The organism is Rhizobium leguminosarum bv. trifolii WSM2297 (genome assembly GCF_000271845.1).
Genome location: NZ_JH719395.1, coordinates 2,432,644 through 2,445,561, shown reverse-complemented (window position 1 = coordinate 2,445,561; position 12,918 = coordinate 2,432,644). Strand labels below are relative to the sequence as shown.

The window sequence follows — 12,918 nt, the reverse complement described above, 5'->3', positions numbered from 1 at the left end:
TGGCTGGGGGGTGATTACTTCGTGGACTTGAGTTTCCGGCCTATGTGAGCCGCTGCACGAAATTCGATCTTTTCAGTCGTTGGCATCCGGGTCCAGGCAATCAAGGCTTTCCGGGCGCCGCTCTCTGCAATGTCTTGCGAAGGCCGTGCAAAGGGGCGGCGTTTACGATTGAGCCGGTCGTACTCCTTCAAAACCATTGCCAGGACGTCAGCGTAATTGAGCACCGTATCGGTGATCGAGCGCTGCTCGGTGATGTTCGCATTATCGACTTGATTGGTCACGGTGCCTCCTACGGCGAAGCTCTTCAATCTGCGGAACACACTGTCGAAAAGGCGTGGCCTGGCGGCCATGCCCCAGGCAGGGATTAGGAGGGATAACGCCACTTACTCAGCGGTGCCCGGCGATGGGGACGCTTGTGGTCCGACTCGCCAGCGAAGCTAAAATGCGGCTCCCGCTTATGTCGTGTTGGGCGGGATGGTTGTTTGCCGCGAGGTATCGTACCGTTCAGGCCATCCAAATCGACCATGTATTGGAAGGTGTCCTTGATGCTGCTCATGTCACGTCTCCGCTGTTTGCGCTGTTGTTCACGAACGCATCAATGGACGGTCTGAGAAATTCCGTCGCGCCGGGTAATGGTCCAAACGAGGTTCGATAATTTCAAAAACGCAAGTTTTTGAAGAACATAGAGGGAACATCAGAAAGAACTTTTGGCGGCATAGATTTGCCGCGCTCCCTCAACGGTGAATTATCCGACGCACACGAAAGCGCCCCGTCGGGCACGATGCCGGCGTGGCGTGGAAACAACTGTCTTCGAAGTTAGGTGCGAGCTTGAACATGGGTGACCTGTCATCGTGGATCTAGCTCTCGACGCTAGACCAACTGAAGTTCGACCACCTTTGCGCTGGTGGCCTGGAGGCGACTTCACCGATGATGTTCTATTCGAAGGCAAGACATGTTCATCTGTCCGAATTTAGCTCGCGGAAAGCTTGCACGGTCAAGGGCGCAAGTCCATCGAAATTTAATAAACCTTTAACGAATGTTAAAACATGGTTAACGCGTGTCGCGAAGCGGTAGCTGGGCGGCATGTTGTTGCTTGCATGGAACGGGAAAACGATCGTGATCATCACACTCGTTTCGGAGCGTTCCAGTGCAATTTCCCCACCTCTCACGTCTAAGCGCAGTCAGAAAACACCTGAAATCAATCCTTGATGAGTTGGGGATCCAAGCGCGGCTAGGACGTGATAGTCACCACGGCCACTTGCTCATCTACTTTCAAAACCGCGACCGTAGCGTCTTCTGCCCGGTCTGGATCGCGGTTTCAGGAGCGACGGCTGATGGGTGGGAGGGGTGCAGTCTGCTCACAGGTCGATGGGCCAGGTACGAGTTCGGTCACAATCGGTGGGAGTACAGTGAAGACCTTGGTCTTTTGACGGACAAGGCACTTGCCGCTGACAGCGTTGCCGCTCTGGATGAAATCAAATCGGCATTGGTCTCAACGGGACGGCATCTGATGGGCGAGACGCATCCAAATAAGACCGACAACAGATATTTTAAGAGAGCATGCGACAGGCTGGAACGGCTCCTTAGTGTTGATTTCGAAGTCGCCATTGAATGTCGGCGGGACAACGGTGTTGAAAGCCTCAATTTCAAAGACCCGCGTGACCACACTTGGAAGATCGCCTTTGTAGAAGCGGAGGCCATCGTTCATTTTGACGGCAATGAGGTTTTTATATTCGATGAAAGTGAAAGCTTGCACATCGCCGAATTCGTTTCGAAAGAGGTCATCGATCCCCGTTTCACTAGGACCCTTGGCATCTAGCAGTCTCGGTCCTTCACTGCTCGAGACGCGAGCCCGATCGCTGACCTGGATGCTGTTGTCACACGAGACGCCGGACCAGGCTAGCGGCATCTCTGCCAGGCAAAGTCGGCTCCGTCACTTTGACGTCTTGCTCGTCTAAGTCATCTTCCGAAAAATCGCAGTCGCCGCGGCCATCATCGTGATGATCGTCTTCATCATCGTATTCCGGGCCGACATCATCGTACCGAGAATACTTCGGAAGCTCTCCGCGCATGGCTCGTATGCCGTAATTCCAAACGCTTCCCAGCTTCAGCCCGGGATTGTTTTCCTTGGTTAAGTCCGGCAGCAAGGGTGGAACGTGGCATATCCAACGTTTGATCAGTTCACCCGACGGGGCGGTGATTTCGATTGAATGGGTTTCTGGAGGATCGGCGTCGATGGCTACGGCTTGGGGCGTCCCTAAATCGATCATCCCATCAATGAGGGCGGTGTGAATCGCCTGAGAGATTACCTTTGCTAAAATGGGCGGTGTTGTCTCACACAAGCTGTTGATCTGCTCGTCGAGTTCGCCGACGAGGCGCCAAGATTTCGGGTATCCCTGTAGAGCCTTCAAAATTTCCGGTGTGATAGGCAGCAAAGTCCGATTCTCGGCACCAAGGCCAGGAACCCGCGGAAGGCGGGTTTCTATGTCGAACCCATAGCCCTGCCAAGTGTCCCACAACACCGGGGGAAGATATGGACTATTCTTTGCACTCTCCGGTCGCTGCTTAGGTTTCCGACCTCTTTTTTTTGTCCCGTCTGCTCGAATCTCGGGCGCGAGCGGCCGAGTGGCTTTGGATTTTCGGAACGTGTTTAGGCCGCGCGACAAGTCAGGTATTTTGGTTTGCTTGCCGTAAGTCTCCAACCAGTAAAGTGTCTGTTTCTCATATTTCAGCTGATTTTCGCTCCGGGCCACAGTGATCCTGGTGACGCTGGTGAAAGGAAAAGCTACCGAAGCTAGAGCATTGCCGAGCGTCGGGCGTCTGTGCTTCCGGCTGTCGGAATCGGTTTTTTTCGCACGGGTATCCCTTTGCTTTGACGCTGGCAGTTGGAGTTTTCCGGCAAATTGCTTTTGGATGCCCACAAGATAGATCTTGCGGCGCATTTGTACGATTCCGAAATCTGAAAATTCCGGCCTGAAGATCTCTGTGTGGTAGCCTAGCCCAGCGAATTCGGCCTGCAGGAAGTCGACGTCCTTGAGGTAACGAGGTTCCTCGAACTCTTCGGCCGTCTCAAAGAAGAAAGATCGGGGACGAAATTCCTCGATCAAATTTCTTACTACGCCGAATAAGTCTTTGTCATCCTTCAGCCCCTTTCCATGGCCATCCCAGGCTCGCCAGGGGAGGGCACCTGAAAGAAGATCCAGCTGCTTGTCAGGCTGGCCGTCTGCCGAGCAAAGTTTTTGGGCGATATCTCCGCGCAGTTTCTCATAATCGACACGGATGTCGCATCGGGTAGGAAGCCAGCTCGGTCTGTTTACCGCTATGGTTTGGGCGGCGGCCTCGTTCCTCTCGTACACTCCTAGCAGGTTGTATCCCGCGTCCTGAATACCAATCGCTTGGCCACCAATTCCCGCACATAGCTCAACTGCGTTGAGCTTCACCAACCGCCGCCGGCCTTTAGACTGAGGCCTGCGAACGCGTGGCGGCGTGATGCCTGCCAGGAACTCGATAGAATGCAATGCACTCCATTTTGGCAGAGCGCTTTCGTAGAAGCTGTAGTTTGTCCGAAAGTCCTTTGGATCGATGAAAGGTAACTTGTTGCAAAATGATCCTTCCGCGAGTTGCTTCAAAGCGAAGTGCGCCTGCGCCATTTGCTTTTCGAGTCTATCGGTTGCGCCGATCGTCTCCCAATGCTCGACCGGGGCAAACTTGGTCCCGAAAAGGTATTCGAAGTCATCCAGAAGGAGCTTTGCGAACTTGATAATGTTATCGCGAACCAAGGTGGAACGGGAATTACGCTCGTATTCACGCATTTCATCAAGCAAGAATGTAGCGTCTTCAACAAAGAGTGTCTCGGTCTTGACCTGCCACTGAACTTTCATCCAGCGGCGGTTAGAGCCTCGGCGGCTTTGAATACGCCAAATGGCGCGGTGTGAGCAACCGGCGGAAACGCGAAGCTTTCATCTTGCGCAGCGTTGGAGCCGGTTGCGGCGATGGTCCCGGCATAGTCTGCCGGGGTCTGATATCCGAGCGATGAGTGCGGCCGGAAATGGTTATAGTCCTCAGCCCATTCAGCGATGGCGCTGCGGGCGTGATCGAGGCCGAAGAAGAGGCTCTCGTTGAGCAACTCGTCGCGCATCCGACCGTTGAAACTCTCCACATAGCCGTTCTGCATTGGCTTTCCCGGCGCGATGTAGTGCCACTCGACCTTGTGATCCTTCGACCAGGCCAGAATGGCATTCGAGGTGAATTCGGTGCCGTTGTCGGAGACAATCATGTCAGGCTTGCCGCGTCGTTCGATCAGCGTCGTCAGTTCCCGAGCAACACGGCGACCGGAGATCGACGTGTCGGGGATTGCCGCCAGGCATTCACGCGTCACGTCGTCGACAACATTGAGCACCCGGAAGCGTCTACCGCAGGCAAACTGGTCGTGGACGAAATCCAGCGACCAGCGGGCATTGGCCTTCGCTTCGACCAGGATCGGCGCACGCGTGCCGACAGCACGCCGACGGGCTTTTCGCTTGCGAACGGAAAGCCCTTCCTCGCGATAAAGACGGTATATGCGATTGACCCCGGACGGCTCCCCGTCTCGCCGAAGCAGGATGAATAGCCGCCGGTAGCCGAAACGCCGTCGCTCATTAGCGAGGTCACGCAGCTTCGCTCGCAGATCGACCTCCGGCGGTCGATTGGACCGATAACGGATCGTCTTGCGGTCGGCGGATACGATCTGGCAGGCCCGCCGTTCCGAAAGACCCATGACGGCCTTCAGATGCGTGACGGCTTCACGCTTGGCGGCAGGCCCTACCATTTTTTTGCAAGAAGCTCGCGGAGTGCGGCCGCATCCAGCATCTGCTCGGCCAGCAACTTCTTTAGCCTGGCATTCTCGTCCTCAAGCGCCTTCAGCCGCTTCGCCTCGGAGACTTCCATGCCGCCGTATTTGGCCTTCCAGTTATAAAACGTTGCTTCTGAAATCCCGTGCTTGCGGCAGAGGTCGGCTGCCGTCGCGCCAGCCTCCTGCTCCTTCAGCACACCGATAATCTGCTCTTCCGTAAATCTCTGCTTCTTCATTCGTCCGTCCCTTAATAGGCCGGACTCTAATCCATTCTGGAGGAAATTCTCAGTGGCAGGTCAGTCTCGCGTGCCTTGTGAAGCACCGCGATTTGAAGGCGCTCACGAACCCGGCCTACACCAGACATCCGTCTCTCTCGCAGTTGGGTTTCGTAACTGCGGACCGTTGCTGCGTCTATCGCGATCCCCTTGGAAACTTGCCGCAAGGCCATGGCGCGGCTTCTCATGCCAACCTCGACCAAGACCGTGAGCGTTTCAAAATCCGTTCGCCGGTCTTCGAGCGCTGCGCGATGACGGAACAAGAGTTTCAAGATTTTTTCTAGGATCAGATACTCGTTCGGGGAGACGCCCTGCGCACGAAGGAACGGTTCAGGATTTTGGCCAAGCTTCCGGAGCTGCACGATGCTGTCTACCAGCATGAACGCGCTACAGGTGTTTTTCTGCCGGAGCTCTAAAATGTGCTGGCGAGCCTTTCCCGGCGTCTTCCAAGCTTGTTTTTCGGTTGTCTTCGGCTTTGCCATCGAAATATCCATCCAGATCAATGGCGTACCTATGCCACGCGAAACTTTGGGATCGGCGAATGGCTTATTTAAAATTTGAAGTATCTTCAGAAAATTCGCCGGGACCAGAGTTTGGGCCGGTCACCCGCCGTCCTTTGGGAACTTGACTGGATGGGCAGTGAGGCTAGCCTTGGGGTAGGGAAGCCGCTGACTTCCTCAAATCGGATAACGGCTCGGGGCTGGAATGGAACCGAAAACATACTTGTAGTCGATACGCTGAACTGAGCTCCGGGCATTTATGTCAAAGCTTCGCCATGTTGGGAGCTGTCAGTTCAAATGGGCCACGAAACATTCACGGTGAAGATCAGCGCGAACTCAGTGTCCAAAGCTGGCCGCAAATTTCTGACCGGCGACGGGGCTGAATTCCCGACTAGACGGGCCACTAGACCATTGTAGAACCCGCGAAATGGCGCACGGGCAAGCGATTTTCTTCGTCCTTGTTTGCAGGGGATAGCGGATACTGGTCTGCCAGTGGCTCCATGCGAGTGTGCCAACGGCTCTCCAGCGGATCATAAACTCCTGGCAGGGGATAGCATTCGTGGATGAGCATGAAATCGGTGACGTTCATTGTCGCTATCGGCAGTCGTCGAACCAGGGCGGCGGCAGCGATGTGTAGGTCTTGCCCCCCTCTGATCGCCTTCCTGCCGCTTTGACATAGACCCTGGAGTCGAGGATCAGCGGACAATACGCCCCAGGTCTCGCTGACCTCTCGGTCGGTCTCGATGATTGGGATGCCAGCCCGCACCAACTCATGATACCAAGCGCTGAGCTTGACTGCCTTGATGGGGTTAGTGGCGCAGACTTTAGTTATCCCCAGCTGCAACTCCATCAAGGCGCCAGCCGGGATGAAGTATTTCTCAGCCGTCGCCAGAAATCTGATGACGGGCTCTCTCGGGCGGGGCAGCGCAGTCTCACTGATCACGCACGTATCAAGCACAAATGCTGTGGTCATATCGTGGTCCTCTGCTCAAAGCGTGCAGAGGACATGGTTAACGATGCGTTGACAGATTTAGGCGAAATCTCGCAGTTCGCGCCTATTGGGAACATCGAGCTCAACATTCGGATGAGGGATCTACATTCCGTTGAATATTGGTGCTAAGGAAAGTCTCTGAAATTCGAGATGATTCACGCAGATGCCCTCCAGAGAAATTATTCTTATTGGTGAGCAAGATAAGGAAGTGGCTGATTTCCTTGAAAAGGCGCGTGCGTCTGGCTCTCTGCGTGTCCTTGTTGGTGGGGAAGTCTTGGTGGTCAAAGTCAGTTCAGAGCGCGTCTCTCTAAAAGGGCGCGATTTTTTGACCAAAGGTCATCGCTTCGATTAGGTCGTTCTCTGCTGCTGCGGGTATGCAATAATGCCAAATGACGTCTCGGATGAGCGGGCCGACTCTACCCCATGATTTGACGTGTTTGCGAAGCGGTCAGCTGCGCCAGTCTCCTACACCACGCGGCACAGCAATCCAGAAGGAGCGATCGTTCAAATCGCCAAGATGGTCCTCATCGTGCTCATTTTCTCCAAAAACCGTTTGTGGCGCCGCGCCCGGGGCTTGTCGTCGAATAGCGTGGCGAAGAATTCCGCTCCATACCGGAGCTTTTTCGCATCCTTGCGAACCTGATGGCGGTGCTCGTCGTCGACCTCGACAAGTGCCCGGCCATGCTTCTTGCGCATCTTCTCGAGAGCGGCTGCGGCGAATGTTGCCGCGTCGCGCTCTACTGTGGGACTGACCTTGTCGTGTCAGGTAGTCACCGCAATGCAGCCACTCAGTGAAGTCGTCCAGCATCAGCGCTCGGGCTCGCGACGACCCCAACGCCTCGATCGCCTCGTCATAAGCCTTGACCCGAATATCCTTCAGCCTGTCCCGCCGGTCGGCGCCGGTCGCCTTGACGAGTAGGACGTCAATGTTACTAGCTTCGCCGAGCATACCTGCGAACCACCGCAGTTCGTCGGTCAGCCGCCGGGGTTCGTCGTCACGGAAGACGAGTGTGCTTACAGCATTTCGGCGAGGAAGGCGTATAGCCTATCTCGCGTTATGTAAGGTGCACCTGTGCCCCCGTAGAAGGTTTGTAGTTGTGAAAAATTAGACTTCAGTAGATCGGCTATGACTGCAGGGTCCAGTGCAGAATGTTGAATTGCCAATATACAATCTGATAGATGCTCACCGTCATCACGCTCCACAAGTACGATCTTGTCGGAACCAAAGCGTCCCACCCTAGGAAGCAGTATCGATCCTGAAGGAGCGATCTTCCCGTAAGCTTGGCCGGGAAACTCATATCGGTGTGATATTCCCCCTTGGTTCAAACCTGTTGTATGCACCCAGCCACGAGTTCCTGCGTTCCGGCGGTGAGCCCGAGCAATGGAAATACTGCCTCTGATAATCTTCCAAGACTGCAGATCGGCCTTTCGAGTTACAGAAGGGAAAGCCGGCCGATCACTTTCAGAAATCCGCAGAAAATACGTGGAAACATCAGCACCTTCGAATAAACCATACGCGGGTTCCCGCACGACTTCGACCGAATAGGTCGATTGCAACACCTCTCTTGCGGTTTGGTCGATCTTGTTTAGTAGCGTTGAACTTGGGAGAATTGCGAGCAATTGTCCGCCGGCAGACAAATATTGAACAGCGGTCATCACGAATGCCATCGATCGACTACAACGAAGTCCGGAGTGACGCCCCAGTGGAACATGAACAGGTGCCTCCCGCTGAGAGAAAGGAGGATTTAATAATATTATGGACCAACCCTGAGCTTCGCCAGTATTGTGTACGTGGAACCGTGACGAGAGAAAATCGGCGCTCCGGGCCTCAGCTAACGGAAGGCGTTCGCCAGCTTGTTTGATCGCATCGGCATCAACGTCGTTCGCATATAGCAACGCATTCGGCCATTTTTTGAGTGCGGCGGCGAGCAAGTTGCCGGTGCCAGCTGCGAAATCCACCACGGACGAAGGGTGGACAGTCGCTAAGTTCACCAGCTCATCCGCAAGGAGGCTCGGGGTGTAGAACCTATCAAGGTCCGGACGCTCTTCTCCGACGGACGAACTCGCTGACATTGTAGATATGGCATCTTCCAGCACCGACACTCCGCTGTTTCTTGCGCACGGGATGGTCATAGACCAGTTCAGTTTCCGGATTCAATATCGCGAAAAGCGCTGCGCCCAAAGCGTGCGGCTTGGTCCCGATAGGGGATATCTGCAAAAAGTTGGCAGCTCTCGCGTCCTTAATGTCTGAAAGAGTGCCGTAGAGCGTAAACGGACAAGCCGCATCAGAGAAACGGACATTCTCCCAAGCCCTATTGAAGCTGAGCGCATCAGCGTTGCCCCTATAGCTGTGAAATGGGAAATCAAGCTGGAAACCAGGGATGCCAACGATGGGGAATATGTCTTGTCCCTCTGGCTGAAGGGTCTCGATTACGTGCTTGAACCGGGTACCTTCAAATCCAAGCAGAGGAACGAGGACGGGCGCCTTGCTTCGAGGATCTGACAGCTTCGAAAAGGTGGGAATAGGACTTATACCGCGTATTTTCTCGCTCAGATCGAAAAAATCGCTGAGACGAGGGTTTGGTACGAACTGATAAACGGCTGGCTCAGAGTAAATCAGCTTCATATCGAAGCCCGATTCGAGCCCCACCTTCAATAACGGCATCCATACGTGATGACTGAGACCGGTATAGTCGATCAACAGCTGGCGGCCGTCGAACTGATCGAGGAAACGCTCGAGTGCACCCCGCCGTCGTAATGTGATTTCGGCTCCAGTAGTCGAGCCAACCCGGAATGAACTCAGATGATCGCTCTCGAAAATCTCAATAAACTCCAGCCCAGCGACGGTTCGCCACGGATCGGGGACGAGGCTACGCTCCTCTAATGTACCGTGAAGCAGCACTCCTCCGCTTGGTGGAATGAATTCAGCGGCGCTGGCTGTCACTTCGATTGGTAGCGGCGCAATCATTTTGCACCAGCATAATATTCGTTGAATAGCTGCAGCTGCAGCGGCGGCTCATCGTCGATCAGGGAGGCCTTTTCCTTTAGAAGAAGCTTAATCGTTTCCTGAGGCGCCTCGACCATGCCCAGGAACTCCTTCTCGCTTATGTCGAGTTTACGCTTCCTACGATGAGAGAAATTGAAGTAAGGGGCAAAGATTGGGTGGAGCGAGTAATCCCACTCTTTGATATCTGCCTCGGTCGCAAGCTTCGTTCCCTCCGAACGAACAAGCGCCAGATGCATTACCGCGTTTGTGATCAACTGCCTTACCGACTCTGTAGTGTTCCCGGATGCGCCTTTTTTCTTAATGGCGAACTCCATCGTCTCAGGAGCTTTTCCTTGGGGGTTCCGAGAGAGTATCTGGAACAACCTGCCGAAGCCAAGGATCAATTTAACGAGTTGGACGCCCTGAACCGTCACACCCTCAAGCTCAGTTAGGTACTGCAGGCCAACTTCTCGGGCTGCCAACGTCTGGTCAGTTGGGGAGATTGGCTGGCCCAAATTTCGCCCGCGCGCATGGTGGAAATCAATTGCTGCAGAAACGAGATGAAGATAAAATCTAATATTAAAGCGAGAAACCGTCGAGAAAACTCTATTCCCGCAGTAATACTTCGACACCTTCGCTCCATTCGACGCGATCGTGAACAGCATCGCATATTTATAATTGCTAAACCTGTCCTTTTGATGCGTGCTTCCTGCGGCGTACTCCCTCACACTCTTCAGTGTCTTATCGTAACTCCGGTTCTCCAGAGACCAGAACACATAGAGCGGAAAGTCTTCTACCTTGCGCAGGACGGTAGCGTCGTCTTCACCCTGGAGACGGCGTCTGATTTCCTGAACCCGATCGGATACGCCGAGAAGCTCGGCTTCCTTCTCGTATGGCAGATCCAACAACAAGTCATCGAGGGAGAGGTGCGGGCTGTTCGTCCGTGACGACCACTCTCTCAGCCGCGCCTCACAGACATCCCGCGCAAACTGAGTGAAGTTTGCACCAAGGCGGCGTTCAATATGGATCAATTCATAGTCGGCCGGATGGATCAGCTGCTCAGTGCCATTCAGCGTGGATCGCACACGCCACCCTAGCTCTCGAACACCGACCTTAAACACGTAGTTGGAGCTTGAGTGCTTGATGAGCGTGTTCACCACTATCTGTTGATAGTCGAGGAAGTTCTCGTACTCGTCAAAAAGGATATAGAAGAACGGCCCATCCAGTTCATCGATCTTCGAGAGTTCATTCGTTAAATCGTCGATGGGAGCTTGGAGCATCGACAACTGCGGCGGCTCGCCATCAAGATTGTTGACGTAAAGTTCCAAAGCCTGTTTCGCTGTTGCCACCTCTTCGGCCAGTTCCTCTCGTGTAGAAACCTTTCCAACGCCAAACGCTTTGGCAATCCGAGCGCAAGCTGCAGGAGGAACGGCGATGTTCGTGCCCCGTTTGACAGCGAACCAGTCGAGGTACTCAAAGATCATCTCGGCGATCAGCAGGTTCATGTAGTGCGCGAAGAGCTTGCGCCATTCAAGGTCAGATAGCTCTGGTCCCTGGAACGCTGTCACACGATTGCTATTCACCCGGTGATAAAGACCGATATACGCGCTTTCAGGACTTTCATTTCTAATCCCGCTCAAGGCCGCCTGCCCCTGGTACGACATGCAACGCAGGACGGTGGTCTTTCCTGTTCCCCGGCCTCCCATTAGGACGCAAGGACGGCGGTCTCTGAGAGATGGGAAATATTCTGGTTCATTGAATAGCGAGAAAAGCCGCTCCCGCAGCCATTCCGCGCGAAAACTCCCGAACAACTCCCTCAGCTCTTCCGTCTTTCCCGAGGAGTCACTCATCCTTTTGTCCTCACTAGCGGTTTCCAGTTGTTTCGCGTTGATCGGAACACGGGCAACGTGGCATCAGGCACCCCATGCCAGTAGGCCAATCCCAGGCCTTGTCGGTGAAAGCCCCGCCAGTCGTTTTCGCCACCATTCTCCGCCTGATACCCAGCTTTCTCGGAATAGTGCTTCAGCAAGGCCATGCTCTCGTCATATCGACCCCGCCAGATAGGACGGCCTGGGTAGATGAGGCTGTCTTCCTCGCGAAGCACATTTGCCGCGAATAACCGCAGGTCCGGCAGAAGCTGACCTAAGTTCGCGTGCCCGACAGCGCTGCAGACCGTAGCACAATAGTAAAACCTATGGCTCCCAAGAGTGCTTACCCCATCGAATGAGGTTATCTGCCCGGGCGCAATCTCGTGTTTGCCATGCCACGTATGCAGCATCTGTTGCCCAGACCCGATGAAGTCATCAACGAACACGACATTTCGAAATTGACTAATAACCTTCAGCGCGCTTGCGGGATCCTTGATCCTCTTTTCTTCAACTGCAAGCTTATCCCGCAATTTCCTTGCATACATATAGCCGCTGTCGGAGGCGCTGGGCTGTTCGCCCTGCACAAGCACGAAGATGGTTTCATTGAAAAAATCGGCGCCAGGCATAAAGGCCGACCCTGCGGCGTGTGTTACCATGCGCTGCATCGCTCCGGCGAGCATGGCATTGATGAGCGGATCCGCGATGTAGTTGAATCCGTCCAGCAGCCTCAACGCAAATTCGTTGTGGTGTTCATCGAAATTGCTGAGCCACTGGCGAACGTCGAGTTCCGACGAGAAAGGCCAAATATGAAACTCCCTGAACTTCTTTTCTTTTTCGAATATTAGTGAGATTTCTGAAGACATGCGTATTCTTGCCAGTAGACGATGAAGAGTCGCTCGTTAAACTGTCCAGACTCTCGCAGGTAAGTTGTACGCTTTCAAGGTCGGCATCGCCTATTTCCCAAGCATTTCCTTGAGGGTATCATTACCTCCTGCCGTCAGTGAAAGGAATTCCAATGATCGAGATAGTCTTTCAACGACTTCATCCAGACGCTCGGTTGCCCTCTTACGCGACTCCCGGCGCAGCAGGAATGGACTTGGCGGCGATTGCCGCTTCTTCGATTTCCCCGGGCAACTATGCGGTCATTCCCACCGGACTTGCTGTTGAAATCCCGCCGGGTTGGGAGGGGCAGGTGCGCCCTCGATCGGGACATGCTGCGCGGAATGGCGTGACGGTTTTGAACAGCCCAGGCACCATCGACGCCGATTATCGCGGCGAGATTCAGGTGCTGCTTGTCAATTTCGGAAAGGAAGCCTTTCAGATCGAGGTGGGGATGAGGATAGCGCAGCTGGTTATAGCTTCGGCGCCTCAGGCGACAGTACGCTTCGGAGATGACCTCTCCCAATCGGATCGAGGATCCGGCGGTTTCGGTTCGACCAGTAGTAGCTAGTTCTTACAGCAGGGGCC

General features: G+C 54.3%; 13 protein-coding genes and 1 pseudogene. 3 read left to right on the top strand and 11 right to left on the bottom strand.

What is annotated here, in order from left to right; all coding sequences use genetic code 11:
• Nucleotides 1-14: 14 nt before the first annotated feature.
• Nucleotides 15-281, bottom strand: coding sequence for a hypothetical protein (locus tag RLEG4DRAFT_RS27225; protein WP_003581638.1), 267 nt, complete (start codon nt 279-281; stop codon nt 15-17).
• A gap of 866 nt (nt 282-1,147) precedes the next feature.
• Between RLEG4DRAFT_RS27225 and RLEG4DRAFT_RS27215 the strand changes: the two genes are divergently transcribed.
• Complete coding sequence (locus RLEG4DRAFT_RS27215; RefSeq protein WP_125869664.1) at nt 1,148-1,819, top strand: hypothetical protein; 672 nt, start codon at nt 1,148-1,150, stop codon at nt 1,817-1,819.
• A 58-nt stretch (nt 1,820-1,877) separates the two neighbouring features.
• Here the strand turns inward: RLEG4DRAFT_RS27215 and RLEG4DRAFT_RS27210 are convergent, their stop codons facing one another.
• The 4 genes from RLEG4DRAFT_RS27210 to RLEG4DRAFT_RS27190 form a co-directional block, all read right to left on the bottom strand.
• Nucleotides 1,878-3,881 carry a DNA cytosine methyltransferase gene (locus RLEG4DRAFT_RS27210; RefSeq protein ID WP_003581634.1) on the bottom strand — a complete coding sequence of 668 codons (2,004 nt, stop codon included), beginning with the start codon at nt 3,879-3,881 and terminating at the stop codon, nt 1,878-1,880.
• Nucleotides 3,878-5,067, bottom strand: a protein-coding gene (locus tag RLEG4DRAFT_RS27205; RefSeq protein WP_088941441.1) for an IS3 family transposase whose coding sequence is annotated in 2 segments (ribosomal slippage) — nt 3,878-4,815 and nt 4,815-5,067 — 1,191 coding nt in all. Because the reading frame shifts where the segments join, the coding sequence is not laid out codon by codon here. The genes RLEG4DRAFT_RS27210 and RLEG4DRAFT_RS27205 overlap by 4 nt, the downstream gene beginning before the upstream one ends.
• Nucleotides 5,068-5,093: 26 nt before the next feature.
• Nucleotides 5,094-5,588, bottom strand: a complete 495-nt coding sequence (locus RLEG4DRAFT_RS27195) for a hypothetical protein (protein ID WP_003581632.1) — start codon at nt 5,586-5,588, stop codon at nt 5,094-5,096.
• A gap of 421 nt (nt 5,589-6,009) precedes the next feature.
• Nucleotides 6,010-6,579: a PIN domain-containing protein gene (locus tag RLEG4DRAFT_RS27190; RefSeq protein ID WP_003581630.1), complete on the bottom strand. Its 570-nt coding sequence runs from the start codon at nt 6,577-6,579 to the stop codon at nt 6,010-6,012.
• Between the two features lie 181 nt (nt 6,580-6,760).
• Here RLEG4DRAFT_RS27190 and RLEG4DRAFT_RS27185 point away from each other — a divergent pair, with 181 nt between their 5' ends.
• Entirely contained in the window at nt 6,761-6,949 is a 189-nt protein-coding gene (locus RLEG4DRAFT_RS27185) for a hypothetical protein (RefSeq protein WP_037094254.1), read from the top strand.
• 152 nt (nt 6,950-7,101) lie between these two features.
• Here the strand turns inward: RLEG4DRAFT_RS27185 and RLEG4DRAFT_RS64510 are convergent, their stop codons facing one another.
• The 6 genes and pseudogenes from RLEG4DRAFT_RS64510 to RLEG4DRAFT_RS27165 all read right to left on the bottom strand — a co-directional run bounded on the left by RLEG4DRAFT_RS64510 (nt 7,102) and on the right by RLEG4DRAFT_RS27165 (nt 12,314).
• Nucleotides 7,102-7,293, bottom strand: coding sequence for a CHAD domain-containing protein (locus tag RLEG4DRAFT_RS64510; RefSeq protein ID WP_051040919.1), 192 nt, complete (start codon nt 7,291-7,293; stop codon nt 7,102-7,104).
• Between the two features lie 115 nt (nt 7,294-7,408).
• A pseudogene (locus RLEG4DRAFT_RS64505) lies at nt 7,409-7,546 on the bottom strand (hypothetical protein); the annotation flags it as partial.
• A 65-nt stretch (nt 7,547-7,611) separates the two neighbouring features.
• Nucleotides 7,612-8,700, bottom strand: coding sequence for a methyltransferase (locus RLEG4DRAFT_RS39385; protein WP_171898241.1), 1,089 nt, complete (start codon nt 8,698-8,700; stop codon nt 7,612-7,614).
• Complete coding sequence (locus RLEG4DRAFT_RS40480) at nt 8,627-9,565, bottom strand: hypothetical protein (protein ID WP_003581625.1); 939 nt, start codon at nt 9,563-9,565, stop codon at nt 8,627-8,629. The genes RLEG4DRAFT_RS39385 and RLEG4DRAFT_RS40480 overlap by 74 nt, the downstream gene beginning before the upstream one ends.
• Entirely contained in the window at nt 9,562-11,433 is a 1,872-nt protein-coding gene (locus tag RLEG4DRAFT_RS27170) for a hypothetical protein (RefSeq protein ID WP_003581622.1), read from the bottom strand. Before RLEG4DRAFT_RS27170 ends, RLEG4DRAFT_RS40480 begins: the two co-directional genes overlap by 4 nt.
• Entirely contained in the window at nt 11,430-12,314 is an 885-nt protein-coding gene (locus tag RLEG4DRAFT_RS27165; RefSeq protein WP_003581620.1) for a phosphoribosyltransferase-like protein, read from the bottom strand. Before RLEG4DRAFT_RS27165 ends, RLEG4DRAFT_RS27170 begins: the two co-directional genes overlap by 4 nt.
• Nucleotides 12,315-12,466: 152 nt before the next feature.
• Between RLEG4DRAFT_RS27165 and dut the strand changes: the two genes are divergently transcribed.
• On the top strand, nt 12,467-12,901 hold the full coding sequence (gene dut / locus RLEG4DRAFT_RS27160) for a dUTP diphosphatase (RefSeq protein WP_003581619.1): 435 nt from the start codon (nt 12,467-12,469) through the stop codon (nt 12,899-12,901).
• Nucleotides 12,902-12,918 lie beyond the last annotated feature (17 nt).